General features: G+C 72.0%; 19 protein-coding genes and 1 pseudogene. 10 read left to right on the top strand and 10 right to left on the bottom strand.

Features of this window, described 5'->3' with window-relative positions; genetic code table 11:
* Positions 1-61 precede the first annotated feature (61 nt).
* The 3 genes from ABD374_RS01560 to ABD374_RS01550 all read right to left on the bottom strand — a co-directional run bounded on the left by ABD374_RS01560 (position 62) and on the right by ABD374_RS01550 (position 5,957).
* On the bottom strand, positions 62-2,158 hold the full coding sequence (locus ABD374_RS01560) for a hypothetical protein (RefSeq protein WP_344489333.1): 2,097 nt from the start codon (positions 2,156-2,158) through the stop codon (positions 62-64).
* Positions 2,159-2,454: 296 nt separating this feature from the next.
* Entirely contained in the window at positions 2,455-4,062 is a 1,608-nt protein-coding gene (gene metG / locus ABD374_RS01555; protein WP_344489330.1) for a methionine--tRNA ligase, read from the bottom strand.
* Between the two features lie 128 nt (positions 4,063-4,190).
* Positions 4,191-5,957, bottom strand: coding sequence for a VWA domain-containing protein (locus ABD374_RS01550; protein WP_344489327.1), 1,767 nt, complete (start codon positions 5,955-5,957; stop codon positions 4,191-4,193).
* A gap of 429 nt (positions 5,958-6,386) precedes the next feature.
* Between ABD374_RS01550 and ABD374_RS01545 the strand changes: the two genes are divergently transcribed.
* Positions 6,387-8,444, top strand: a complete 2,058-nt coding sequence (locus ABD374_RS01545; protein ID WP_344489324.1) for a PhoX family protein — start codon at positions 6,387-6,389, stop codon at positions 8,442-8,444.
* Positions 8,445-8,489: 45 nt separating this feature from the next.
* Here ABD374_RS01545 and ABD374_RS01540 read toward each other — a convergent pair whose 3' ends face one another.
* Positions 8,490-9,479, bottom strand: coding sequence for a hypothetical protein (locus ABD374_RS01540; RefSeq protein WP_344489321.1), 990 nt, complete (start codon positions 9,477-9,479; stop codon positions 8,490-8,492).
* Between the two features lie 57 nt (positions 9,480-9,536).
* Positions 9,537-11,021: an APC family permease gene (locus ABD374_RS01535; protein WP_344489318.1), complete on the bottom strand. Its 1,485-nt coding sequence runs from the start codon at positions 11,019-11,021 to the stop codon at positions 9,537-9,539.
* Between the two features lie 192 nt (positions 11,022-11,213).
* On the opposite strand from ABD374_RS01535, the gene ABD374_RS01530 reads away from it, so the two are divergent.
* Both ABD374_RS01530 and ABD374_RS01525 read left to right on the top strand, forming a co-directional pair.
* The gene (locus ABD374_RS01530) at positions 11,214-11,618 is read left to right on the top strand and encodes an RNA-binding S4 domain-containing protein (RefSeq protein WP_344489315.1); all 405 of its coding nucleotides are present in this window, start codon (positions 11,214-11,216) and stop codon (positions 11,616-11,618) included.
* A 20-nt stretch (positions 11,619-11,638) separates the two neighbouring features.
* Positions 11,639-11,857, top strand: coding sequence for a hypothetical protein (locus ABD374_RS01525; RefSeq protein ID WP_344489312.1), 219 nt, complete (start codon positions 11,639-11,641; stop codon positions 11,855-11,857).
* Positions 11,858-12,389: 532 nt separating this feature from the next.
* Here ABD374_RS01525 and ABD374_RS01520 read toward each other — a convergent pair.
* From ABD374_RS01520 to ABD374_RS01510, 3 genes and pseudogenes are all read right to left on the bottom strand, one after another.
* A complete protein-coding gene (locus tag ABD374_RS01520) occupies positions 12,390-14,417 on the bottom strand; it encodes an FUSC family protein (RefSeq protein WP_344489309.1) in 2,028 nt (675 codons plus the stop codon).
* A gap of 137 nt (positions 14,418-14,554) precedes the next feature.
* Complete coding sequence (locus ABD374_RS01515; RefSeq protein WP_344489306.1) at positions 14,555-14,806, bottom strand: DUF2630 family protein; 252 nt, start codon at positions 14,804-14,806, stop codon at positions 14,555-14,557.
* A 137-nt stretch (positions 14,807-14,943) separates the two neighbouring features.
* Positions 14,944-15,734, bottom strand: a pseudogene (locus ABD374_RS01510) (alpha/beta fold hydrolase).
* Between the two features lie 135 nt (positions 15,735-15,869).
* On the opposite strand from ABD374_RS01510, the gene ABD374_RS01505 reads away from it, so the two are divergent.
* From ABD374_RS01505 to ABD374_RS01475, 7 genes are all read left to right on the top strand, one after another.
* Positions 15,870-17,234 (top strand): aminotransferase-like domain-containing protein, encoded by a 1,365-nt coding sequence (locus ABD374_RS01505; RefSeq protein WP_344489303.1) that lies wholly within the window; start codon positions 15,870-15,872, stop codon positions 17,232-17,234.
* Between the two features lie 61 nt (positions 17,235-17,295).
* Positions 17,296-18,330 carry an ATP-binding cassette domain-containing protein gene (locus ABD374_RS01500; protein ID WP_344489300.1) on the top strand — a complete coding sequence of 345 codons (1,035 nt, stop codon included), beginning with the start codon at positions 17,296-17,298 and terminating at the stop codon, positions 18,328-18,330.
* Positions 18,327-19,193 carry an ABC transporter permease gene (locus tag ABD374_RS01495; protein WP_344489297.1) on the top strand — a complete coding sequence of 289 codons (867 nt, stop codon included), beginning with the start codon at positions 18,327-18,329 and terminating at the stop codon, positions 19,191-19,193. The genes ABD374_RS01500 and ABD374_RS01495 overlap by 4 nt, the downstream gene beginning before the upstream one ends.
* Before the next feature lie 109 nt (positions 19,194-19,302).
* Positions 19,303-19,914 (top strand): tellurite resistance TerB family protein, encoded by a 612-nt coding sequence (locus ABD374_RS01490; protein ID WP_344489294.1) that lies wholly within the window; start codon positions 19,303-19,305, stop codon positions 19,912-19,914.
* 48 nt (positions 19,915-19,962) lie between these two features.
* Entirely contained in the window at positions 19,963-20,151 is a 189-nt protein-coding gene (locus ABD374_RS01485) for a hypothetical protein (RefSeq protein WP_344489291.1), read from the top strand.
* Positions 20,152-20,322: 171 nt separating this feature from the next.
* A complete protein-coding gene (locus ABD374_RS01480) occupies positions 20,323-21,219 on the top strand; it encodes an aminoglycoside phosphotransferase family protein (RefSeq protein WP_344489288.1) in 897 nt (298 codons plus the stop codon).
* 384 nt (positions 21,220-21,603) lie between these two features.
* Positions 21,604-22,284 (top strand): class I SAM-dependent methyltransferase, encoded by a 681-nt coding sequence (locus ABD374_RS01475; protein ID WP_344489285.1) that lies wholly within the window; start codon positions 21,604-21,606, stop codon positions 22,282-22,284.
* 284 nt (positions 22,285-22,568) lie between these two features.
* Here ABD374_RS01475 and ABD374_RS01470 read toward each other — a convergent pair whose 3' ends face one another.
* Positions 22,569-23,195 (bottom strand): hypothetical protein, encoded by a 627-nt coding sequence (locus ABD374_RS01470; RefSeq protein WP_344489282.1) that lies wholly within the window; start codon positions 23,193-23,195, stop codon positions 22,569-22,571.
* Positions 23,196-23,458: 263 nt separating this feature from the next.
* Positions 23,459-24,559: an LLM class flavin-dependent oxidoreductase gene (locus ABD374_RS01465; protein ID WP_344489279.1), complete on the bottom strand. Its 1,101-nt coding sequence runs from the start codon at positions 24,557-24,559 to the stop codon at positions 23,459-23,461.
* Positions 24,560-24,564 lie beyond the last annotated feature (5 nt).

Genomic DNA, 24,564 nt, shown 5'->3' with positions numbered 1-24,564 from the left:
GGGCGACGGGTGGGGCGGAGGGCGGGACCGGACCGGGGCTCGGCCGGCTTCCGCCGGGCCGTCAGGCGTTGGCCGGTTCCTCGGAGCCGGCCGGGTCGGAGTCGAGTTCCCCTTCCCCGGGGGCGTCCTCGAATCCGGCCGTGCGCTGAGCCGGGACCTCCGCGGCGAGGCGGGTCGTCATCCGGGCGCGGCGCTCGTCGGCCTTGGCGCACAGGGCGAGGGCGGCCGCGTTGAAGCGGACCAGGGAGGGCGGGTCGGACGGGCCGAGGAGGTGCTCCTTCAGCTCGGCGCGGGCCTCCCTGTACGGGTCCTTCTCCGGGTGGCGCACGGACTCCAGGAGCTCCGGGACGCCGGACGCGTCCGGGGCGAGGACGGCGGCGGCCCGCACGGTCGGGAAGCCGGCCCGGAACTCGGTCTCCGTCATGCCGCTGGTGTTGGCCACGGCGTACGGCTTCTCGCTGTACAGGTAGTCCGAGACGACGCTCGACACATCGCTGATCAGCAGGTCGGCCTGGTTGAAGCAGCTGTATATGCCGGGGCGCGCGGTGACGACGATCCGGTGCTCCCACTCCGGGAACGACGCCCAGTAGGCCGCCTCCCAGGCCTCGGCGGCCGCGGCGACCGCCGCCGCGCGGCCCTCCTCGGGCGCGCCCTGGAGCAGCATCCGCTCCAGCTCGTCCACGCCGGTCCGGAAGCCGGTGCTGGTGAGCCGGTCGAGTTCGGCGGTGCGGCGGTCGAGTTCGGCGGCTGCCTCGGGGCCGGGGCGGGGACCGGAGCGCCCGGTGTTGGCCTCGGCGATCATCGCGCGGATGCGCTGGTCGGCCGCCCCGGCCTCCGGGACGACGGAGCCGGTCATCGGGTGCGGCTTGTAGAGCAGCCGTACGCGGTCGTCCGCCAGGAGCGCGCGGACGAGGTTCTCGCCGGCCAGGACGACCGAGGTGTTGCCGGGGTTGCCGTCCCAGCCCTCCCAGGTGGGGGCGTACAGCACGGTCGTGTACGTGCCCTCGGGAGCGCCCGCGTAGGGCAGGATCGGGGCCAGTTGCGGGCGGCCCACCTCCACCACGTCCTTGTCGTCGACGCCGGTCTCGGCGAGCTGGTAGCGCTCGCGCGCCGCCGGGCCGGCCACCCACACCTCGTCGTACGCCTTGGCGTACGGGTTGCAGCTGGACAGCTTGTCGCTCTCGCCGTGGTTGGTGAAGGCGTGCTTGACGGAGGGGATGCGCAGCACCTGCGAGGTCTTACCGGAGTTCGCCGGGTGCAGCATCATCTTCAGCGTCGAGTTCTCCAGCGCGAACATGTGCGCGACCTTGGGTATGCAGAGGATCGGCACGTCCGTGGCCTGGATCTTCTGCACCATGAAGCGCTCGCGCAGCACGATCAGCGGCTTTCCGTCCAGCTCGGAGAGCGTGGAGAGCCACATGTTCGCCTGGTACGCCGAGGTGGTGCCGCCGGAGAAGTACATCGCCACGGTCGGCCGGTACTCCGCCAGCCAGGCGTCCAGCCACTCCAGCGTCTCCTGCTGGGTGGCGGGGCGCTTCTTCGGCAGCAGCCAGGTGGCCAGGCGGACGGTGCCGGCGGCCATCAGGAGGAGGGAGAGGCCGATGCCGGCGGCGCCGCCGTACACGTCCCCGGTGACCGCGGTGACCAGCAGGCCGGCGGTGGCGGGCACGGAGAAGGTGAGCAGCCGGTGACCGGGGCGGCGGGCCAGGATCCGCGGGGGAGCGGTGGACGGACGCAGCGCCGAGACGTCGATGTTGCGGGTGACGATGGGCAGCGTGCGCAGGCGCCGGACCATCAGCGCCACCGCCTGGCAGGCGAAGTGCAGTGCGTAGAACAAGAGCAGCGCGACGGTGAGGGGGGAGTGCTCACGCAGCGGCTGGATGTCGTCGATGCGCAGCAGGCCGACCAGGATCAGCATGTCGCGCAGCAGCTGCCGGACGGTGACGTCGAAACGTATTCGGTTCAGCTTCGAGAGCAGGGCGGGCCGCTTGTACTGGAGGTACAGATCGAGCGCGAGGCCCGCGGCGGAGGCGGCGACGAACACCGGCACATGGGCCAGCAGCGCGCCGACGAGCTGAGCTGCGAATGCCGCGAGCACCGCGAGCAGCGCGGAGAGCTGCACGACACGGCGGCGTTGGGGGAGTCCGGTAGAGGGCACGGGCGGGGCTCCTGGCAGGGAGGAACGAGCGAATGGGAAAGCCGTTGGGGGGCGGCCGGTCTTCTCGCGTCGGCAAGGCGGGACGAGGGACGGCGAAGAAGGCCGACCGCCGACCGTACGACGCGCACCGTCCCCGCACCAATCGGTCGAGACAATAATCACCTTGAGCGGACATGTGACCGGCCCTGCGGGCCTGCCTCCCCGCCAGGGCCGGGCGCGGCGGGGGGCGGCCGACGAAGGGCAGGGCCCGGAGGTGTGGTCCGGGCCCTGCCCCCTCGTGCGCCGTACGGCACGTCTTACGCCTTCTTCGGCTCCTCCAGGCGGGGGAACAGCACCGCGCCCTTCGTCACCGTCACGCCGGCCGGGAGCTGCCCCCACGTGGCCGCGTCCTGGACCGGCCGGCCGTCGAGGGCGCCCAGGGACGCCTCCGCGCCCAGGGAGTCCCACAGCTTCTGCGAGGTCTCGGGCATGACCGGGTTCAGCAGGACGGCCATCGCGCGCAGCGACTCGGCGGCCGTGTAGAGGATCGTCGCGAGACGGGCCTGGCCCTGGGGCGACTCGTCCTTGGCCACCTTCCACGGCTCCTGCTCCGTGATGTAGCCGTTGACCTGCTTCACGAAGTCGAAGATCGCCAGGATGCCGCCCTGGAAGTCCAGCTCCTCGCCGATCTTCCGGTCGGCCTCGGCGAGCGCCTTCGCGAGGCCCTCCTGGACCGCCGTCTCCGCGTCACCGGCCGCCTTCGCCTCCGGCAGCGTGCCGCCGAAGTACTTGCCGACCATCGCGGCCACGCGCGAGGCGAGGTTGCCGAAGTCGTTGGCGAGCTCGCTCGTGTAGCGGGCGCTGAAGTCCTCCCACGAGAACGAGCCGTCCTGGCCGAAGGCGATCGCCCGCAGGAAGTACCAGCGGTAGGCGTCCACGCCGAAGTGCGAGGTCAGGTCCTGCGGCTTGATGCCGGTCAGGTTCGACTTCGACATCTTCTCGCCGCCGACCATCAGCCAGCCGTTGGCCGCGACCCGGCCCGGGACCGGCAGTCCCTGCGCCATCAGCATCGCGGGCCAGATGATCGCGTGGAAGCGCAGGATGTCCTTGCCGACCAGGTGGACGTCGGCCGGGAACGTCGCGTCGAACTTCGACTGGTCCGCGCCGTAGCCGACGGCGGTGGCGTAGTTGAGGAGAGCGTCGACCCACACGTAGATGACGTGCTTCTCGTCCCACGGGACCGGGATGCCCCAGTCGAACGTCGAGCGCGAGATGGAGAGGTCCTGAAGGCCCTGCCGCACGAAGTTCAGGACCTCGTTGCGGGCCGACTCGGGCTGGATGAAGCCGGGGTTGGCCTCGTAGAACTCCAGGAGCTTCGGGCCGTACTCGCTGAGCTTGAAGAAGTAGTTCTCCTCCTTGAGGATCTCCACCGGCTTCTTGTGGACCGGACACAGCTTGGTGCCGTCCTCGGCCTCGATGAGATCGCCGGGGAGCTTGTACTCCTCGCAGCCCACGCAGTACGGGCCCTCGTACCCGCCCTTGTAGATCTCGCCCTTGTCGTACAGGTCCTGCACGAACTCCTGCACACGGTCGGTGTGCCGCTTCTCCGTCGTGCGGATGAAGTCGTCGTTCGCGATGTCCAGGTGCTCCCAGAGGGGCTTCCAGGCATCCTCGACGAGCTTGTCGCACCACTCCTGGGGCGAGACCCCGTTCGCCTCGGCAGTGCGCATGATCTTCTGACCGTGCTCGTCCGTGCCGGTGAGGTACCACACCTTCTCGCCGCGCTGACGGTGCCAGCGCGTGAGCACGTCACCTGCAACGGTCGTGTAGGCGTGGCCCAGGTGAGGAGCGTCGTTGACGTAGTAAATCGGGGTCGTGACGTAGAACGCCTTCGTCCCCTGCTTCTCGGATCCAGTGGCCGCCATGGTCGAAATCCTAACGGCCCACAGGTGATCCACTCACACGCGTAAAACGGCGGGACGGCGACGGCGGTGCCCCGTCCTCCGGAGGCACCGCCGTCACCGTCCCGCTGCCCGGGCCCTGAGGCCCCCGCCTAGGCCTTGAGACCCTTCAGCCCCTGGACCAGCCGGGCGTACAGCTCGGCGTCCGCGACCTCGCGCGGGGCCGGGCCCGCGTGGAAGAAGGCGGTGTCGGGGGCGTCGAGCTTCCGGAGGAAGTCGAAGCCCTTGGCGTCGTGCTCGCCGAACGCGACGAACTGCCAGAAGAGGGACTTTCCGGCGGCATCGGCCAGGGCCTGCTTGGCGGGTCCCTTGGCGTCGGGGGGACCGTCCGTCTGGAAGACGACCAGGGCGGGGCGGCCGCTGCCGGACTTCTCGTGGTGCGCGACGACCTCTTCGACGGCGCGGTGGTAGCTCGTACGACCCATGTGTCCGATGGCGGCATGCGCCTCGTCCACCCGGCCCTCGTACCCATCGAGGTTCACGTCGAGGGTCCCGTCGATGTCGGTCGAGAAGAACACGACGTGTACGGCGGCGTCCCCGTCGAGGTGCGCGGCGAGGGCGAGGGTCCGGTCGGCGAGGTGCTGGACGCTGCCGTCCTTGTAGAACGACCGCATGGACCCGGACCGGTCGAGGACCAGGTACACGTCCGCCCGCGCCCCGGCGAGCCGCTCGGCGTCGAGCGCGGCCCCGGCGGCCCGGTAGTGCGCGGCGAGTGCGGGGGCGCGTGACGTGAGGTCCGCGAGGGAAAGGGCGGATCCCTTGCCTTCCCGGCCTTCGCCGACGACGCCGTCGCTCTGGCCGAGGGACTCCTCTTCGGCCGCGAGCGGCTCGGGTTCGGTCACCGCTTCCGCTTCCGGTTCTGCTTCCGCTTCCGCTTCCGGTTCCGGGGCGGCGACGGTGGCGGGGGTGAGCGCCGGTTCGGGCTCGGGTTCGGTGGCCGGGGTGGCCTCCGTCGTGACGGGCTCGGGCGCGGGCTCCGGGGTGGTGGTCGCGGCGGGCTCGGTGACCGGCTGGGTGTCGGCGGTGGCCGGTTCCGGGGCGGTGGCCGGTTCGGGTTCGGTGGCCGGGGTGGCCTCCGTCGTGACGGGCTCGGGCGCGGGCTCCGGGGTGGTGGTCGCGGCGGGCTCGGTGACCGGCTGGGTGTCGGCGGTGGCCGGTTCGGATGTGGCTGCCGGCTGGGTGTCGGCCGGGGCTTCGCCGGTCGGCTCGGGTTCGGTGGCCGGGGTGGCCTCCGTCGTGACGGGCTCGGGCGCGGGCTCCGGGGTGGTGGTCGCGGCGGGCTCGGGTGCGGCCTCCTCGGCGGGCTCGGCGGGCTCCGGGGCCGTTGCGACGTCGTCGGCCTTGTCGGCCTTGTCGGCCTTGTCGGCAGCGGTGGGCTCGGCGGGGGTTTCTGCCGCGACCGGCTCGGCGGTGGCCGCCTTCGCCTCGGGGTCGGTGGGCTGCGAGGGGACCGTGACCGGGGCCGAGGGGGACACGGGGGGCGGGTCTGCCGGGGTGGACTGGGCGGGGACGTTCGGCCCCGGCGGGGGAGTCGTCGTGCGGGACACGGGCGCGGAGGGATTGTCGAAGGCCGCCGCCACCAGGTCCGATGCGATGCCCGGAGCCGTCGGCTTCCCGGCCGGCTTCTCCGCCGTTTCGTCCTCCTGGGCCGAGGTCCGCGACGGGGTGGGTACGGAGGCCACCGTCTCCCTGACCTCGGCGGACGCCGATTCCGGTTCCGGCGCGGAGACCGGGTCCGGCTTACGTTCGGCCTGGGACGGAACGGAAGCTGCCGTCGAGGTCTCCCGTGCCGGCGGCTGCTCGTTGCTCTCCGCTCGATCGCGTCCGAACACCTTGCGCAGCAAGCTCCGAATGCCCATGGGCGAGGCCTTTCGCATGAGTTGGGTGCGATGCACGTCCGCACCCGTGGGATCAACCCTGGCCAGGGCGGACACGTAAGGTTAGCGGCCCCGCCCGTTGATCTTCGGGAGGGTCAGCCGTGCCGTTCCGGTTCCGGGCGCGTTCCGGGCGCGCGCGGCTCGCGCAGGGCTCGCGCCGGTGGACACCGGCGCCCACCGCGCCCCTCGGGCCGCCCCGGCGCCGGCCCCCGCGCCCCGTACCCCGTACGCGCCCTTCGGCGCCACGGCAACTCCCGCACGGCCGTCACGCATTCACCCCGCGTTCACCCCGCGGCCGCCGGAACGCGCACGCACGCCCCTAACGTCACGGCCGGAGACATTCCGACACGAACACGATGTCGGCGCGGGGCGCGCCGAAACACTGCCCGTACAGCCCATTTGGAGGGGTCCGTGCGCAATCTGCTGCCGCTGCTCAACTCGCCGCACCCGGGTGGGCGCTCCGCGCTGACCTGTCGCTACCGCTGCGGAGACGCCTGCTTCCAGGACGTCCCGAACACCAGCGACAACGAGTACGCCGGTGACGTCATAGCCGGCGCTCTGTCGAGACGGTCGATGATGCGCGCGGCCGCCGTGGTGACCGTGGCCACCGCCGCCGGAGCCTCGGCCCTCGCCGGCTCCGCCGCCCCGCAGGCCGTGGCGGCGGAAGGCCGCCAAAAGCCCCCGGCCGGCAAGGGCGAGGGCGACGGCGCGCGCGGGCTGCGCTTCGCGCCCGTCGCGCCCAACACCGCCGACGCCGTCACGGTCCCCGACGGCTACGCCCAGAACGTCGTCATCCGCTGGGGCGAGCCCATCCTCCGCGGCGCCCCCGCCTTCGACCCGGACCGGCAGTCCGCCAAGGCGCAGGCCGGCCAGTTCGGCTACAACAACGACTTCCTCTCCCTGCTCCCCCTCCCCGGTGAGCACGGCCGCCAGGTACTCGTCGCCAACCACGAGTACACGGACGAAATCCTGATGTTCAAGGGGTACGACCCGGCCAGGCCCACCCGCGAGCAGGTCGAGACCGCCTGGGCCGCCCACGGCCTGTCCGTCGTCGTCGTCCAGGAGGAGCGCAAGTCCGGCAAGCTCACACCGGTCACCCGCCACCACCTCAACCGCCGCCTCCACACGACCTCCGTCTTCGAGCTGACCGGCCCCGCCGCCGGCGGCGCCCTCCTGAAGACCTCCGCCGACCCGACCGGCAAGAAGGTCCTCGGTACGCTCAACAACTGCGCCGGCGGCACCACCCCGTGGGGCACGACCCTGCACGGCGAGGAGAACTTCAACCAGTACTTCGCCAACGGCTCCAGCGCCACCGACAAGCGCTACGGCATCTCCACCGGCGCCACCGAGCGCAAGTGGGAGCTGTTCGACAAGCGCTTCGACGTCAAGCAGGAGCCGAACGAGCCGCACCGCCAGGGCTGGGTCGTCGAGCTCGACCCGTACGACCCCGACTCGACGCCCCGCAAGCGCACCGCGCTCGGCCGCTTCAAGCACGAGGCCGCGCAGCCCCGCCTGACCGCCGACGGCCGCCCCGTCGTCTACATGGGCGACGACGAGCGCTTCGACTACTTCTACAAGTTCGTCTCCTCGAAGCGGATGAAGAAGGGGAACTCGCGGGCCGCCCGCGAGCACAACCTCACCCTCCTCGACGAGGGCACGCTGTACGTCGCCAAGCTCACCGGAGACTCCCCCGGCGAGGCCGACGGCACGGGCAGGCTCCCCGACGACGGCGAGTTCGACGGCAGCGGCGTCTGGATCCCGCTCGCCACCGGCACCACCTCGCACGTCCCCGGCATGACCGCCGAGGAGGTGTACGTCTTCACCCGCCTCGCGGGCGACAAGGTGGGGGCCACGAAGATGGACCGCCCGGAGGACGTCGAGCCGAGCCCCCGCACCGGCCGCGTCTACGTCGCGCTCACGAACAACACCGACCGCGGCAAGCCCGGCAGGGCGGGCGCCGACGAGGCCAACCCGCGCAACCTCAACAAGCACGGCCAGGTCCTGGAGCTCGCCGAGCACTGGGACGACCCGGCGTCCGACGGCTTCGCCTGGCGGCTCTTCCTGGTCGCGGGCGACCCGGACGACCCGGCGACGTACTTCGCGGGCTTCCCGAAGGACCGGGTCAGCCCGATCTCCTGCCCGGACAACGTGGCCTTCGACCCGCACGGCAACCTGTGGCTCTCCACCGACGGCAACCAGCTCGGCTCCCACGACGGGCTGTTCGGCGTGGCGACGCGCGGCGAGCGGCGCGGTGAGCTGAAGCAGTTCCTGACCGTCCCGAAGGGCGCCGAGACCTGCGGTCCGGTCATCCAGGACCGCCGGGTGCTCGTCGCGGTCCAGCACCCGGGCGAGGTCGACGGCGCGAGCGTCGAGAAGCCGGCGTCGGCGTGGCCGGACGGACCGGGCAGGCTCGTCCGCCCGTCGGTGGTGGCGGTGTACCGCGAGGACGGCCGCGACATCGGCGTGTAGCGGCCACCCGCCGAAGGGGCTGGAGCCTGCCGTCACCGGCGGACTTCAGCCCCTTCCGCGCTCCGTGCCCACCTGGTCGCGCCACCGTGTGTACTGCTCCGCGGCGTCCCCCGTGTACGCCCACGGCACCCGCGCCGCGCGCCCGTCCAGCAGCGCGAAGGACTCCCGCGCCTCGTCCGGCAGGCCCGCCCAGCAGGCCGCGTGGGCGAGGTAGTTGAGCTCACCGACCTCCTGCGGGGCCACGGGTCCCGGCGGCCGCCCGCCCAGCCACCGCTCCTGGGTCCGGCGTACCTCCGTCACGGCCAGCTCGTGGTGCCAGTGCTGGTCGAAACCGCGCACCGGACGGCCCCTGGCCGCCGCCGCGACGTACCGGTACTCCTCCACCCGGGCGATCTGCACCAGCACCGGCAGCGGCGATCCCGCGGGCGCCGCGCCCGCCGCGTCGCGGGCGAAGTCGTACATCCGGCCGTGCGTGCCGTGCCAGCGCGCCGAGTGGTAGCGCAGCAGCTGCACATGGCCCTCGATGTTGTACGGGTCGCGGCGCCGCAGCTCCTCCCACCACTCGCGCAGCTCCGCCCGGCCGACCCCGTCGCCGTACAGCCGTGCCACGGTCAGCAGCGACACCCAGGGCATCGGGTCGGCGGGGCGCGCGTCGGCCGCGCTCAGGCAGGTCATGACGGCGACGTCGATGCGGGCGCGGTCGATCTCGGTGCCGCGCCCGGCCTCGATGGCCTGGTTGAAGACCCGTACGACCTCGGTCGCGGCCCGCAGCACCGCGGCGTCCGGGCTGTCCGGCTCGGCCGCCCGCCACGCCTCCACCACGGAGCTGCTCGCGGCCGCGTTCGCGAGCAGCCGCAGCCGGTGGGTGCGCAGGGCCCAGTCCTCACCCGTGGCGCGCAGCAGGTCGCGTACGCCCTGCCAGCGGCCGATCACGATGTCCTGCCGGGCCGCGGTCAGCGGCCGGTCGCCGAAGTCCGGGTCGAAGTCGGGTGCGCGACCGGAACCGGAACCGGAACGACGGCGGAGTACGGCCATCGGGGCACCTCCTGATCAGAGAGTCGGCGGTCGGGAGTCCGTGGTCACGGAGCCGGGTCAGAAGTCGGTGGGGAATCCGGCGTCGGCGTAGTCCCGGCGGCCCCCGCGCTCCGATCCGGAACCGACGTGCACCGCCTCGATCGGGATGGCGCGGGTGGCGTCGAGCCGCGCGGGGGCGTAGTACGCGCTGCCCCGCCGCCAGTACCAGAGCATCGGGGCGACGCCGACGGCCAGCCCGCCGAGGCCGATCGCGATCGCCGCCGCGCTGAGCTCGGTGAGCGAGGCGGCGAAGACGCAGAACATGAACAGCGAGCCGAGCAGCGGCCAGGCCCCGCCGAGGACGAAGTCCTTCGGGGAGGCCAGCAGCGTCTTGCGGTAGGCGACGACGGCCGCGAGCCCCGCGAGCCCGTAGTACAGCGTCGTCTGGAGGCCGATCGCGGCGAGCGCGTCCGACATGATCTGCTCGGTCGAGCCGAGCGCGTTCGAGGCGACGAAGAGGACGAGCGCGACCGTGCCGACGACGGCGACCGCGACCCACGGGGTGTTCCAGCGGCGGTGCACGAGACCGAGCGCGGACGGCATCGTACGGTCGCGGCCCATCGCGAAGAGCGAGCGCGTGACCTGGATCAGGGTGGTCTCCAGGGTGGCGATGGTGGAGAGCACGACGGCCAGGACCATCAGCTTGCCGCCGACGCCGGGCCAGATCACCTCGCCGAGGACCGCGAGGACGTTGGTGTCGTGCGCGGAGATCTGCTCGCTCGTCAGGATGACGTTGACGGCGATCGTGAAGACGACGAACAGCAGGAAGACGACGCCCACTCCGACCAGCGAGGCGAGCCCGGCGGTGCGGCGGCTGTCGCGGGTCTCCTCGCTGAGGTTGCTGGTGACGTCCCAGCCCCAGTAGTAGAAGGCGGCGATCAGGGTGCCCGCGGCGAAGCCGGTGAAGCCGTCGAAGTGGCCGAAGCCGAGCCAGGACCAGTCGAAGGCGGCCGCCGCGCCGTCGTGGAGGAGCGCGCCGAGCGCGAAGAGGGCGAGGATCGCGAGCTCGACGCCGGAGACCAGCAGCTGGGCGCGGGCGGAGAGGCGGGCACCGCCGAGTACGACGGCGAGCATCAGCAGGAACCAGCCGGCGCCGGCGGCGGTGGCGAGCGCGGTGTTCGACGCGAGGTCCGGGTCGACGAGGGAAAGGGTCATCTGACCCGCGGGAAGCGATCCGGCGACCATGAAGATCGTGGCGGCGACGACGAGCGCCCAGCCGCTGATGAAACCGAGGAAGGGGTGCAGGGTGCGGCCCACCCAGGAGTAGGTGGCACCCGCGTTCACGTCGATGCGGCCGAGGCGGCCGAAGGCCAGGACGATGCCGAGCATGGGGATCGCGCAGTAGAGCAGCGCGGCCGGGCTGGCGAGGCCGACGGCGCCGACGAGGACGGCGGTGGTGGCGGCGAGGGAGTAGGCGGGGGCGCTGCCCGCGACGGCCATCACGATCGTTTCGAAGGTGCCGAGGGCGTTGGGCTGGAGCCCTCTGCCGGAGGTGTGGCTCATGCTGTTCCCAACTGCTTCCGGAGGTGTGCCGGACACAATTGGAATGCTCTGTTCCCGTTGTGTGACACGACATTTGGCGACAAGTCAGAGATGTTGCCCCAGTCCGGAGGCGTCCCCTCCGGACGGGAGATCGTGCGCATAGTAGTGCGCTTCGCGCGCCGGGAGCAGTCGGGCGGTCGTACCCTCGGACCCATGGCTTCAGACGAGGGGACGACCAGCGCCGGGACGGTACGGATCGACGTCTGGATCTGGTCCGTACGGCTCACCAAGACCCGCTCCCAGGCGGCGGCGGCCTGCAAGGCGGGCCATGTCCGCGTCGGCGGCGAGCGGGTCAAGCCGGCGCACGCGCTGAAGGCGGGCGACGAGGTACGGCTGTTCCACGCCGGCCGGGAGCGGATCGTGGTCGTCTCGCGGATCATCCGCAAGCGCGTGGGCGCCCCCGCGGCGGCCGAGTGCTACGTCGACAACAGCCCGCCGCCCCCGCCCCGCGAGTTCGTCGCGCCGGTGGCGGTGCGCGACCGGGGCGCGGGCCGGCCGACGAAGCGCGACCGGCGCGAGATGGAGCGGCTCCAGGGGCCCAGGCCGACGGCCGGCTGACGGCTGGCAGAGTGAGGGCCATGTCTTCGACTTCCCCGCGCCGTCCGTGCCCGTTCTGCGGCCGTGAGGTCGCCGTCGTCGCGGGCCGCTTCGTACGCCACGACCCGCGCACCCGGGCCGCCACCGCCGAGCTGACCCTGTGCGCCGGTTCGAAGCGCGCGGCTCCCGCGGCGGCGTCGCAGCGCACCCTGGACGGCTACGAGCTGCCGCCGTTCCCCGGCCAGCTGCCCCTGTTCTAGCGCGACGGGGGCGCGGCGCCTGCCGCTGCGCGGGCCTTTTCCCCACCCCGCCCCTTCCCGAACCGGGAGCAAGCCCCCGGGCCCCCATTCGCCCTGCGGGCGCGCCCACAACCTCCCCCGGGGCTGCCTCCGGGTGACCCCCGAGGGGCTGAATTTCTGCGCGGCGCGGGGAGGGGACGTGCCGGGGCTCCGCCCCAGGCCCCGGTCCACGACCTCCCCCCGGCCTGCCTTCGGGTGACCCCGGCGGGCTGAATCTCTGCGCGGCGCGGGGAGGGGCACAACCGGGTTTCCGCCCCAGGCCCCGCTCCACCACCTCCCCCCGGGCTGCCTCCGGGTGACCCCGGCGGGCTGAATCTCTGCGCGGCGCCGACCCCCAACGCCCCGCTACCGCGCGGCACACCGGACTCCGGAGCGCCGTACCGCCCCCGCCGGCCCGCGGTGCCGGGAGGGGACGCCCCGGCGCGGCACCGACCCCGAAGCCCCCGCACCCCCACCCGCACTCGCCACCGCCACAAGCCCCACCCCGCCGGCGTCACCCCGGTGGGGTCACCGGCGAAGCCACCGATCGCGCCGCCGCCACCTCCTGCCGCAGCGGCGCGAGGACGCTCTCGTCGTCGCCGGGGAGGTCCGTCCGTACCTCCACCAGCGTGTCGCTGGCCCGCAGCCCCTCCGCCAGCTCGCGCAACTCCCTTGCCACCCCCGCCACTTCCGCCTCGTCCGGCGGCTGCGCCCCGTGGTTGACGCGGACCCGGGCCGCCGTCGTCGCGTCCACGATCCGCTCGGTCGCGACCACCAGCGGCCACCACGCCGCCGCCCGCGCCCCGGTCGGCGGCGGCTCGGTCAGGGCGCGCTGGAATTCGGAGCGTACGACCGACAGGTCCCGGTAGAGGCGCCGCCGCAGCCGCTGCCGCAGCCGTTCGCCCTGCGGGCTCGGCGGGCCGAACGCGCACTCCACATAGCCCGCCGTGTCCGCGACCGTGTCCGCGAGCCGCGCGCCCACCCGCGTGCTCCAGCTCTCCGGCCACAGCAGGTACCCGGCCAGCAGCGAGATCGCGCAGCCGAGGAGGCTGTCGTACAGGCGTGGCAGGACCAGCCCGAACCCCTGGTGGTTCAGCACGTCCGACAGCAGCAGGATGACCGGCGTGATCGCGGCCGTCTGGAACGCGTACCCCTTCGCCGTGAAGACCGGGATGAGCGCGGCGAGCACCACCATCACCGGTACGTCCCACCACCCCCGCTCCAGCTCCGCCAGGATCGCGGCGGCGACCACCAGGCCGAGCGCCGTCCCGAACGCCCGCTGCACGGCCCGCGAGAAGACCGACCCGAAGTCCGGCTTCAGTACGAACACCACGGTCAGCGCGACCCAGTAGGAGCGCGGCACGGAGACGAGCGAGACGAGCGCCTGCGCCAGGCCGATGCACAGGGCGAGCCGCAGGCCGTACTGCCAGGAGGCGCGGGAGAGCAGCACGTTGCGGGTGGCGCGGCGGACCCGTACGCCGAGGGCGGCGGGGCGGCCGAGCCGGTCGTCGACGTTGGCGTACGGGTCCGCCGCGTCGGGGTCGGTGCTGAGGACGACGGCCGCCGCGTGCCGCAACGCGTGGTCGACGGCGCGCCCGGACTGCGAGGTGGGAGCGGGCAGACCCAGATCCACTCCGCCCGCACCCCCACCCGTTCCCGCACCCGCGCCCACGGCCGTTCCCGCACCCGCACCCGCGCGCCCGTCCGCGACCGCGTCCGCCAGCCCCCGCACGGCGGCCGGGATCTCGGGCGGCAGCGGTCGACGCCGCAGATGCGCGGCGGGCGCCGACTCGACGAGCGGTACGACGACGTTGAGCTGCGCGAGCAGCCGTACGAGCGGACTCCTGCGGCCGTGGTCGCGGGCCCGCCGGGCCAGGACCAGGTCGTACGCCGTGTTCAGGGAGTGCGTGACGGCCTGCCGTCTGGCGTCGTACGCGTCCGGGTCCCGCCCCGCCGCCTCCAGCAGGTCGGCGGCCGCCCGGTACGTGTCCGCGACCGCGTCCCGCTCCGGCACCCCGCCCCGCAGCGGCCAGGCGACCAGGGTCAGTACGAGGACGAAGAGGCCGCCCAGGGTGAGCAGCAGCGGCGCCGTCCACCAGGGGTCCGGCATGGGCAGCCCGGCTCCGACGACGGCCTGGAGCAGGAGCAGCAGGCCGGACACGGAGGCGACCGCGCCGATCGTCGAGATCATCCCCGACACGAGCGCGACCAGTGTCAGGGCTCCGACGGCGAGCCACCCGTGCCCGTACGCGAGCGTGCCGAGGGTGACGCCGACCGCGCCGAAGAGCTGCGGGACGGCGATGTTGAGCAGGCGCATCCGGTACGCGTCGGCGGTGTCGCCGATGACGCCGGACAGCGCGCCCATCGACACGAGCGCCCCGTACGTCGGCCGGTCGACGGCGAACCCGACGGCGAGCGGCGCGGCCATCGCGATCCCGGCCCGGACGGCGGCGGCCCACGGGACCGGTGCCCGCTGTGGTCGCAGCCCTTGCGTCAGCCACTCGGGCGGCGTCAGCCGGCCCCCTGCTCTCTGCTCAGCCATGCCCTCAACAGATCGAACTCGAACTCCCTGTGCACGTCAGCGACGAGGAGTGGTATCACCGTCCACAGCCTGTGGACAACTTTCGGAGCGGAACGCCTCCGCGTTCACGCGTCCACTTCCTGTGGACATCCACCGATTCAGTTCTTGTAATTCTCGACCTCGACCGCCGGCCGCACCTTCGCCTCGCCCGGATCCTCCCCGAACTCCGACTTCGCGCGGCGCTGGCGCAGCAGGTCCCAGCACTGGTCGAGCTGGACCTCCACAGCCTTCAGCCGGGTGCGCTCGGTGTCGTCGAGACCCAGGTTCCGGGTGGAGCGCTCGCGCAGCTCGCGTTCCTCGCCGACCAGACTGTTGATGGTGTCGAGAATCTTCTGGTTGGCGTCTTCCATGGCGGCTCGCCTCCGTCGGATCGATCGGGACCGGTCGGATCGCTCGGACCACTCCGGTACCCCACCCCCACCCCAGCACACCTCCAGCCGCTGTGCAGCTCCAGCGCGCGGGTACCGGGCCACCGGGCGAGGCGGCGTCACCGGGCGAGGCGGGCGCAGCGGTCCAGGTGGGCGCGCAGGGCGCCGTTGAAGACGCCGGGGCGCTCCAGGTTGGGAAGGTGCGCCGCCGACTCGACGACCGCGAGCGTCGAACCGGGGACCGCCGCGTGCATCGCCTCGGCGTCGGCGACGGGCGTGTACGTGTCGTCGCGGCCCACCACGATCAGCGTGGGAACGCTCACCCGCGTCAGCAGGTCGCGGTAGTCGGGCCGCTCCGCCCGGCCGCGCCCTCCGGGGAGGCGGCGGCCATCATGCGGTGGACATGGGCCGCCGCCTCGGTGTTGTACGGGGCGACCATCTTGTCCAGCACCTCGTCGGCGTACCCCTGCATGCCCTCGCCGAGCAGCCGGTCGGCGAGGGAGTTGCGCCACCGCTTGCCGTCCTCGGTCTCGGCGGCGGGGGAGGTGTCGGCGAGGACCAGGCCGGTGACGCGCCCGGGGAAGAGGCGGTAGCACTCCATGACGATCTGGCCGCCCATGGAGAGCCCGCCGAGCACGGCGCGCTCGATGCCGAGGTGGTCGAGCAGGGCCGCGACGTCCGTGGCGAAGACGGAGAGCGGGGTGATGCCGGGGACGACCTGGCTTCCGCCGTAACCGCGCAGGTCGGGGGCGATCACGCGGTGGGTGGCGGAGAAGGCGTCGACCTGCGGGGCCCACATCGTGCGGTCGAAGGGGTGGCCGTGGACCAGGACGAGGGGGGTGCCGCTGCCCCGGTCGGTGTAGCCGACGGTGATGCCGTTGACGTCTGCTGAGAACTGCGCGGTGGTCATGTGCAGGAGGCTAGGCGCGGTCAACTGCTCGGTGCAATGGGATCTTTGCTCTCGGTGCAATGCTGAGGCAGGAGCAGGAGCAGGAGCAGGAGCAGGAGCAGGAGCAGGAGCAGGAGCAGGAGAGCGGAGGCCCTGATGGCGGAGGATTTCCGGCGGGTGGCCGATCAGGTGGCCGCCGAGATCGCGGCGGGCCGGCTGCGCCCCGGCGACCGGCTGCCCACGCAGCGCGCCTTCGCCCGCAGCCGCCGGATCGCGAACTCCACCGCGATCCGGGTGTACGGCGAACTGGCGCGGCGGGGCCTGGCGGTGGGCGAGGTCGGGCGCGGCACGTTCGTCCGGGCCGCGCCGCCCTCGCCCGGACACGCCCTCGCGGAGGAGGCGGCGGGCGGCCCCGCGATCAACCTGGAGCTCAACTACCCCGTGGCGGAAGGCCAGTCGGAGCTCATGGCGCGGTCGCTCACCGGCCTCCTGCGCCCCGACGTCTTGGAAGCGGCCACCCGGCCGGCAGCCGCCGACGGCACCCCCGCCGCGCGCGAGGCGGCGGTGTCGCTGCTGGCCAGGGGCGGCTGGCGGCCGGACGCCGGGCAGCTGCTCTTCGCGGGCAACGGCCGCCAGGCCATCGCCGCGGCCATCGCCTCGTTCGTACGCCCCGGGGGCCGGCTCGGCGTCGAGGCGCTCACGTATCCGCTGGTGAAGGCCGTCGCGGAACGCCTCGGAGTGAGCCTGGTGCCGATCGCGGCGGACGGCGACGGCCTGTGCCCCGACGCGCTCTCCGCCGCGCACCGGAACGCGCCGCTCGGCGCGGTGTACGTACAGCCGACCCTGCACAATCCGACGGCGGTGACGATGAGCGAGGAGCGCAGGACCCACCTGGCGGCGGTGTGCGCCCGGCTGGGCATCGGCGCGGTCGAGGACACCACCTGGGCCTTCCTCGCCCCCACGGCCCCCGCTCCCCTGGCCGCCCACGCCCCCGGCCGCACGGTCCTCGTCGACAGCCTCTCCAAGCGCCTCGCCCCCGGCCTGACCACCGGTTTCCTGGTCGCCCCCACCGCCCGCACCGGCCTGCTCGCCGACGCCCTGCGCTCCGGCGCCTGGACCGCCGCCCGCTTCAACCTGGAGGCCGCCGTCCGCTGGATCACCGACGGCACGGTGGCCGCCGTCACCGCCGCCAAGTGCGCGGACGCCGCCGCCCGCCACCGCCTCGTCCGGCGCCACCTGGGCGGCTTCCGCGTCCGCACCGACCCGCGCGCGTACTACTGCTGGTGGGAGCTGCCCGCGCCCTGGCGTACGGACACCTTCGTCGCGGCGGCCGCCGCCCGGGGCATCGCGCTCTCCCCGGGCCGGGCCTTCGCCGTACCCCCGCACACGGCCCCGGACGCGGTCCGGATCGGCCTGGCGTCCCCGCCCCCCGAGGCGCTGTCGTACGCCCTGGGGGTGCTCGCCGGACTGGGCCGGTCCGAGCCGGTCCGAGCCGTAGGACCAAAGAACGATTACTTCTGAGGACGGGGGCGGTCAACACTGGGAAAGAGGTTCCGACCGACCCCCCGGAGGGGCGAAAGACATGAGTGGACACCCCGGCCCGGAGCTCGCCGTCGAGACGGCGGGCCTGGTCAAAGTGTTCGGTGAGAACCGGGCCGTCGACGGCATCGACCTCGCCGTGCCGGCCGGCACCGTGTACGGCGTCCTCGGGCCCAACGGCGCCGGCAAGACCACCGCCGTGAAGATGCTCGCGACCCTGCTGCGCCCGGACGGCGGCGAGGCGCACGTCTTCGGCAAGGACGTGGTGCGGGAAGCCGACGCGGTGCGCGGGAGGGTGAGCCTCACCGGTCAGTACGCGTCGGTCGACGAGGACCTGACCGGTACGGAGAACCTGGTGCTCCTCGGCCGCCTCCTCGGCCACCCCAAGCCCGCCGCACGCGCCAGGTCGGCCCAGCTCCTGGAGGCGTTCGGGCTCGCGGAGGCGGCCGGCCGGCAGGTCAAGAACTACTCCGGCGGCATGCGGCGCCGCATCGACATCGCCGCGAGCATCCTCAACACACCCGACCTGCTCTTCCTCGACGAGCCGACGACCGGCCTCGACCCGCGCAGCCGCAACCAGGTGTGGGACATCGTGCGGGCGGTCGTGGCACAGGGCACCACGGTGCTGCTGACCACGCAGTACCTGGACGAGGCCGACCACCTGGCGTCCCGCATCGCCGTGATCGACCGGGGCAAGGTCATCGCCGAGGGCACGAAGGGCGAGCTCAAGGCGTCGGTCGGCTCCGGCTCCGTGCACCTGCGGCTGCGCGACCCGGCGCAGCGCCCCGAGGCCGAGCGGGTGCTGACGCGGGCGCTGAACACCGCCGTGCAGCTGGACGCGGACCCGGTCGCCCTGACGGCGACGGTCAACGGGCGGGCGAGCGACCTCGGCGCGGCGGAGCAGGCCGCGCGGGCGCTGTCGGAGCTCGCGGCGGCGGGCATCACCGTGGACAACTTCGCGCTGGGCCAGCCCAGCCTCGACGAGGTCTTCCTGGCCCTGACCGACGGCGGCAGCGGCAGGCAGAGCGGCACGGCGGGCGGCGCGGCGGACGAGACGACGACAGGAGCCACGGCATGAGCACCGTCGCGACCAAGGACAAGAACAAGGGCCTCGACGCACTCGCCCTCGAAGCACCGAAGGCCGAGGAACTGGCCGCGCTTCTCGTCGGCAAGGACCGGCCACCGCGCCCCGGCGCGCTCTCCGCGTCCCTCACCTTCGGCTGGCGCGCCATGCTCAAGATCAAGCACGTGCCGGAGCAGCTCTTCGACGTGACGGCGTTCCCGATCATGATGGTGCTGATGTACACGTACCTCTTCGGAGGGGCGCTGGCCGGATCGGTCGCGGAGTACATCCAGTTCCTGCTGCCCGGCATCCTGACCATGAGCATCGTCATGATCACCATGTACACGGGCGTCTCCGTCAACACCGACATCACCAAGGGCGTCTTCGACCGCTTCCGTACGCTGCCGATCTGGCGCCCGGCGCCGATGGTCGGCTACCTGCTCGGCGACGTGATCCGCTACCTGATCGCGTCCGTCGTGATGCTGACGGTCGGCCTGATCATCGGCTACCGCCCGCACGGCGGGGTGCTCGGCGTCGTGGCCGGTGTGGCGCTGCTGATGGTCTTCGCGTTCGCGTTCTCGTGGATCTGGACGATGTTCGGCCTGTTCCTGCGCACCGAGAAGTCGGTGATGGGCGTCAGCATGATGGTGATCTTCCCGCTGACGTTCCTGAGCAACGTCTTCGTCGACCCGAAGACGATGCCGGGCTGGCTCCAGGCGTTCGTCAACAACAGCCCGGTGACGCACGTGGCCACGGCGGTGCGGAAACTGATGGCCGGGAACTGGCCGGCCGCCGACATCGGCTGGACGCTCGGCTGGTCGGCGGTGCTGCTGGTCGTCTTCGGCACGGTCACGATGCGGCTCTACAACCGCAAGTGACGGCCTGCTTTACTCCGGCTTTGCCTTTCGGGAACCCGGTCACTCCCCGAGACGTTCACCTGACAGACCGCGAAGGCAATCGACAGCCGTACAACCCGAGGTGGCACCAGTGGTGAATTGGGACCGGATCAAGGACCAGGCCAAGAGCTTCCAGCAGTCCCAGAGCAATCGGGGCACCGGCGGGGGGCCCGGGCAGGGCGGCGTCCACGGGCAGAGCGGGGCCTACGGCCAGAGCGGGGCCCACCGGCCGGGCTCGGCCTCGGGCTCTGGCTCGGGCGGTTCCAAGGCCCAGCTGATCGGTCTGTTCAAGACCCAGCTCGCCTCGGTCAAGACCGAGCTCAAGAGCGGTGCCTACCGGGACGCCAGCATGGCGATGTGCGCACTGGTGGCGGCGGCCGACGGGCGGGTGGAGCCTGCGGAGCGGCAGCGCGTCGAGGAGCTGATCGTCTCCAACGAGGTCCTGCAGAACTTCCCGGCGGACCAGCTCCGCCAGCGCTTCAACCAGCATGTGGACCGGCTCCTGTCCAACTTCGAACTGGGCAAGGCCGAGGTGCTCCAGGTGATCGCCAAGGCGGCCAAGAAGCCCGCGGAGGCCCGCGCGGTCATCCAGACCGGCATGGTCGTCGCGGGTGCCGACGGGCACTTCGAGCCGTCCGAGCAGTACGCCATTCGCGAAGCCTGCGCCGCTCTCGGTGTGCCGCCCACGGAGTTCGGCATCTGAGCGGGAGCGTGCACCACCGGCCGGGCTGCCGGTGCGCTCCCCTCAGCCGTGCGGGACGACGACGATCTGGTGCGCGTCCTCGTACACGACGCGCCCCGGATCGGCGGACCGCACGGGCCGGCGGGACCCGGCGCCCGACTCCATCAGCCCCGCCAGCTCCGGGCCCGCCCGCTCGATCCGGCGCGGGAGGCCGTCCGTACGGGCGTCTCCGTGCGAGCCCCGGCCCTCCTCAAGTGATCTGGTCCGAAGCCGTAGCTGTGCCCTGGGGCGACCAGAACGGTTGAGACGCCTGGGTGGCCGAAAATCTCAGTTGATCTGGACCCGGGCGTATAAATACTGGCTGTCGTCTCAGTTGATCTGGTCTGCTTCCGGCGTTTCGAGTTGGACCAGTGGAAGAACGCGCGAGAGATGACCATGCACGATGACCAAGTCGACGTGACCACCGAAACCGTTGCGACTCTGATCGAGGAACAGTTCCCTCAGTGGAGCGGCAAGGCGATCCGACTCCTGCCGTCGACCGGGACGGTCAACGCCATCTTCCGCATCGGGAACGACCTCTCGGCGCGTTTCCCACTGCGTCTGGCCGATGCTGCCGAGGCGCTGGCGGTTCTGGAACAGGAAGCCCAGGCGAGCGCGGAGCTGGCGCAGGTGTCTCGGTTCCCCGCCCCGGAACCCGTCGCCTTGGGAAAGCCTGGAGCGGATTACCCCATGCCGTGGTCGGTCCAGACATGGCTGCCTGGATCGGTCGCCTTTGATGCCGACCCGAGTGGGTCGGACGCTTTTGCCGAGGACCTTGCGGCCTTCATCGCAGCCCTCCGGGAGGCCGGGACGCGGGGGCGGCTCTTCAGCGGCGAGGGTCGTGGTGGCGTTCTCGCTCACCACGACGCTTGGATGGCGAAGTGCTTCGAGGAGAGCAAGGGGCTGCTCGACGTGCCCCGGCTGCGCCAGGTGTGGAGCCACTTTCGGGAGTTGCCACGCACGGGTGCCGACGTGATGAGCCATGGTGACTTGATTCCCGGCAATGTACTGGTCGCGGGAGACCGGCTCAGCGGCGTACTCGACACCGGCGGCTTCGGCCCGGCCGACCCCGCGCTGGATCTGGTCAGTGCCTGGCACCTGTTGCAGCCAGGCCCGCGGGAGGTGCTCCGGCAGACACTGGTCTGTGACGATCCGGAGTGGGAGCGCGGCAGGGCATGGGCGTTCCAACAGGCGATGGGTGTGGTCTGGTACTACGTCGAGAGCAATCCGACGATGAGCAGAATGGGGCGCCGGACACTCGACCGCATTCTGGATTCGATGGAGTGATGCCGCCCCGATCGCAGACCGTGATGGGGCGCCCCCACCGACAGCAGCCCCGAGGGGAACAGATCGTCGGAGACGACGAGCGAGTCGGGCCGGACCCTGTGGGACAGGGATCAGATCGGCTGAGACGGAACATGGGCGAAGAGCGGACGCATGGCGTGCTCCAGTGTCCCGTGCCATCGAACCTTGCCCGATCGCCACCGAAGACTGATCGACGACGGTGTGTGCCATCGAAGATCGACTGCGCAGGTCAAGGATGCCGCGGCCGGTCTGTTTCGATGACGTCCAGTGCGACTACGCCCGGCTGTTCTTCGCCCCTTGGACGCCGTTTTGCCGGAGCGGCAACAGGAGTGGCGTGACCGGGGCACGGTGGGTGACGGTGGGCCCATGACCGACAACATCACAGCGGGATCGCCCGCGTCTGACACCCCCTTGCCTGGCGACGGATACATCGGAGACCCCGCGGTGCGGGCGGAGTGGGACAACCGGTATGCCGACCGGCAACAGCTGTGGAGTGGCCGGCCCAACGGTGCGCTCGTGGCCGAGGTCGCCGGGCTCACACCCGGGCGGGTGCTCGACGTCGGCTGCGGCGAGGGCGCGGACGCCGTCTGGCTCGCGCGCGCCGGCTGGGACGTGACCGCGCTCGAGGTCTCGGGCGTGGCGCTGGAGCGGGCGGCCGGGCACGCGCGGGACGCAGGCGTCGCCGTTCGCTGGGTGCACGCCGCGCTGACGGAAGCGGTGCTCCCGCCGGCCTCCTTCGACCTGGTCTCCGCGCAGTACCCAGCCCTGCTGCGCACCCCCGACGCCGCAGCCGAGCGAGCGCTGCTCGCGGCCGTCGCGCCCGGCGGCGTGCTGCTGCTCGTACACCACGCGGGGATGGACACCCAGCAGGCGCACGACAGCGGCTTCGACCCGGCTGACTACGTCTGGCCCTCGATGGTCGCCGCCCTGCTCACCGACGACTGGAAGGTGGAGGTGAACGAACAGCGGCCGCGCGTGGCACCCGACGGCGGCGCCGGCGCGCACCATACCGACGACCTGGTGCTGCGGGCGCGCCGGCTGCGCTGACAGCGCCTCCGCTCGCAGCAGACACGGCAGCTGGGCAGACTGGATGACCGAGCCACCGAAAACGGGCTGCGGCCTCTCATGGATCAAGTAGATCAAGGGTGTTCTCGCTGCTTCGAAACCGCACAGTCGTTCCGGCTCGGGTGCCGATGTGTTCGCCTCGGCGTCCTGCCCCGTGCCCCGCTCCGAAGCCGCCGGCCATCGGGATGGTGTCCAGCACATTGACCTGGGCGGTCAGTCACCGGAGCACCGGATCATTGATGTCGAGGGGCAGGAGGAGACCGCGCTCATCCCACGATCAGGAACGCCATCGCGGAGCCGATCCCCAGCAGCGGCAGCCCGGAGGCGAGGGAGGCGGAGGCTTTGAGCACCACCGGCCCCCACGCCAGCTGTGAGGAGGCTACTACGGGGTCCCGCGGATCATAGGTGATGCGGTTGTGCCGTCCGCGGTTCTTGCCTCGGTGGGTGCGCTCGACGCCGTCCATGTCGGTGAACTTGTACCAGGCGGCGCCGTCCTTGGTCCGGAAGCCGAACGTGCCCACCACGGTGATCCCGCGCAGTGTGAGCACGACCTGTTCCAGTATCAAGACGTACGCCGTGAACAGCAGGAGCAAGCCGAGGAAGAACGGCACGGACCCCAGGATCACGAAGATCACCTCAAGCCCGTGGGCGATGCCGACCCAGATGGTGTAGCCGAGGTATGCCAGGACGGGAATGCCGGCAACCGCCACACGCGCCCGGTACTTCAGAGACGGAGTGTGCCGCTCCGGCTGCTCCAGCTCAGTGACAGCGACCTTGGCGCTGCCGGCCGGGTCCCGCTGCTCGGGCAGCGCGGCACTCAGCGCTGTCACGAATGCGGCGGTGGTGGTCGGGTTGCCGCCGTCCACTCGGTACGCCACACCGTCGGTGAGCACGATCTCGACACTTCGCCCGCCGCTGCCGGTGCGCCTCCTGGACGGCGGCGAGTGGGATCTCGGTACGGGAGGCGCGTGTGACCGGCCTCAGGCCATCGGCGTCGAGTACCGTCTCGGCTTCGTCCTCGCCCAGAAGTACCTGCACAGGTTTCATGCGCTGCCCGCTCCCTTCATGGTGATCCCGGGCATTTACCGTGGGAGCGGCCCCCCGCGTCAGCCAGGTGCGCTGCCAGGACCACACGAACGCCTGACCGCCACGAGCTTCACGAGGCCGCCTCTTTCTCTTCCCGTGCGTCCGCCGCGGCCACGAGGGAGGCGTGGGTCGGCGCGTCCGGCACGTTCGCCGGGCGGTTCTTGGCGAACTCCTTGCGGAGTACCGGCACGACCTCCTCGCCGAGCAGGTCGAGCTGTTCCAGGACGGTCTTGAGCGGGAGGCCCGCGTGGTCGAGCAGGAACAGCTGGCGCTGGTAGTCGCCCGCGTACGCGCGGAAGGCCAGCGTCTTCTCGATGACCTGCTGCGGTGAGCCGACGGTCAGCGGGGTCTGCTCGGTGAAGTCCTCCAGGGAGGGCCCGTGCCCGTAGACCGGCGCGTTGTCGAAGTACGGACGGAACTCGCGCACCGCGTCCTGGGAGTTCTTCCGCATGAACACCTGGCCGCCGAGCCCGACGATCGCCTGGTCCGGAGTGCCGTGCCCGTAGTGGGCGTAGCGCTCGCGGTACAGCGCGACCATCCGCTTGGTGTGGTCGGCCGGCCAGAAGATGTGGTTGTGGAAGAAGCCGTCGCCGTAGTACGCCGCCTGTTCGGCGATCTCGGGGGAGCGGATGGAGCCGTGCCAGACGAAGGGCGGTACGCCGTCCAGCGGGCGCGGTGTGGAGGTGAAGCCCTGGAGGGGCGTACGGAACTTCCCCTCCCAGTCGACCACGTCCTCGCGCCACAGGCGGTGCAGCAGCGCGTAGTTCTCGACGGCGAGCGGGATGCCCTGGCGGATGTCCTGCCCGAACCACGGGTAGACGGGGCCGGTGTTGCCGCGTCCCGTCATCAGGTCCACCCGGCCGTCGGCCAGGTGCTGGAGCATCGCGTAGTCCTCGGCGATCTTCACCGGGTCGTTGGTGGTGATCAGCGTGGTGGACGTGGACAGGATGATGTTCTCGGTGCGCGCGGCGATCCAGCCCAGCATGGTCGTGGGCGACGAGGGGACGAAGGGCGGGTTGTGGTGCTCGCCCGTCGCGAAGACGTCGAGTCCGACCTCCTCGGCCTTGAGCGCGATGGCCGTCATGGCCTTGACGCGCTCGCGCTCGGTCGGCGTCCTGCCGGTGGTGGGGTCGGTCGTCACGTCGCCGACGGTGAAGATCCCGAACTGCACAGCGC

Origin of the sequence: Streptomyces enissocaesilis, assembly GCF_039533765.1 — a bacterium.
Lineage (GTDB): Bacteria > Actinomycetota > Actinomycetes > Streptomycetales > Streptomycetaceae > Streptomyces > Streptomyces enissocaesilis.
Note: the sequence above shows the minus strand (reverse complement) of the source record. Positions and strands in the feature narration are given on the sequence as shown.

What these genes read in the sequence shown, in the direction of transcription:
- metG (WP_344489330.1), bottom strand. Translation starts at nt 4,062, where the DNA reads ATGGCGGCCACTGGATCCGAGAAGCAGGGGACGAAGGCGTTCTACGTC.
- ABD374_RS01550 (WP_344489327.1), bottom strand. Translation starts at nt 5,957, where the DNA reads ATGGGCATTCGGAGCTTGCTGCGCAAGGTGTTCGGACGCGATCGAGCG.
- ABD374_RS01540 (WP_344489321.1), bottom strand. Translation starts at nt 9,479, where the DNA reads ATGGCCGTACTCCGCCGTCGTTCCGGTTCCGGTTCCGGTCGCGCACCC.
- ABD374_RS01535 (WP_344489318.1), bottom strand. Translation starts at nt 11,021, where the DNA reads ATGAGCCACACCTCCGGCAGAGGGCTCCAGCCCAACGCCCTCGGCACC.
- ABD374_RS01530 (WP_344489315.1), top strand. Translation starts at nt 11,214, where the DNA reads ATGGCTTCAGACGAGGGGACGACCAGCGCCGGGACGGTACGGATCGAC.
- ABD374_RS01525 (WP_344489312.1), top strand. Translation starts at nt 11,639, where the DNA reads ATGTCTTCGACTTCCCCGCGCCGTCCGTGCCCGTTCTGCGGCCGTGAG.
- ABD374_RS01520 (WP_344489309.1), bottom strand. Translation starts at nt 14,417, where the DNA reads ATGGCTGAGCAGAGAGCAGGGGGCCGGCTGACGCCGCCCGAGTGGCTG.
- ABD374_RS01515 (WP_344489306.1), bottom strand. Translation starts at nt 14,806, where the DNA reads ATGGAAGACGCCAACCAGAAGATTCTCGACACCATCAACAGTCTGGTC.
- ABD374_RS01505 (WP_344489303.1), top strand. Translation starts at nt 15,870, where the DNA reads ATGGCGGAGGATTTCCGGCGGGTGGCCGATCAGGTGGCCGCCGAGATC.
- ABD374_RS01500 (WP_344489300.1), top strand. Translation starts at nt 17,296, where the DNA reads ATGAGTGGACACCCCGGCCCGGAGCTCGCCGTCGAGACGGCGGGCCTG.
- ABD374_RS01495 (WP_344489297.1), top strand. Translation starts at nt 18,327, where the DNA reads ATGAGCACCGTCGCGACCAAGGACAAGAACAAGGGCCTCGACGCACTC.
- ABD374_RS01480 (WP_344489288.1), top strand. Translation starts at nt 20,323, where the DNA reads ATGACCATGCACGATGACCAAGTCGACGTGACCACCGAAACCGTTGCG.
- ABD374_RS01475 (WP_344489285.1), top strand. Translation starts at nt 21,604, where the DNA reads ATGACCGACAACATCACAGCGGGATCGCCCGCGTCTGACACCCCCTTG.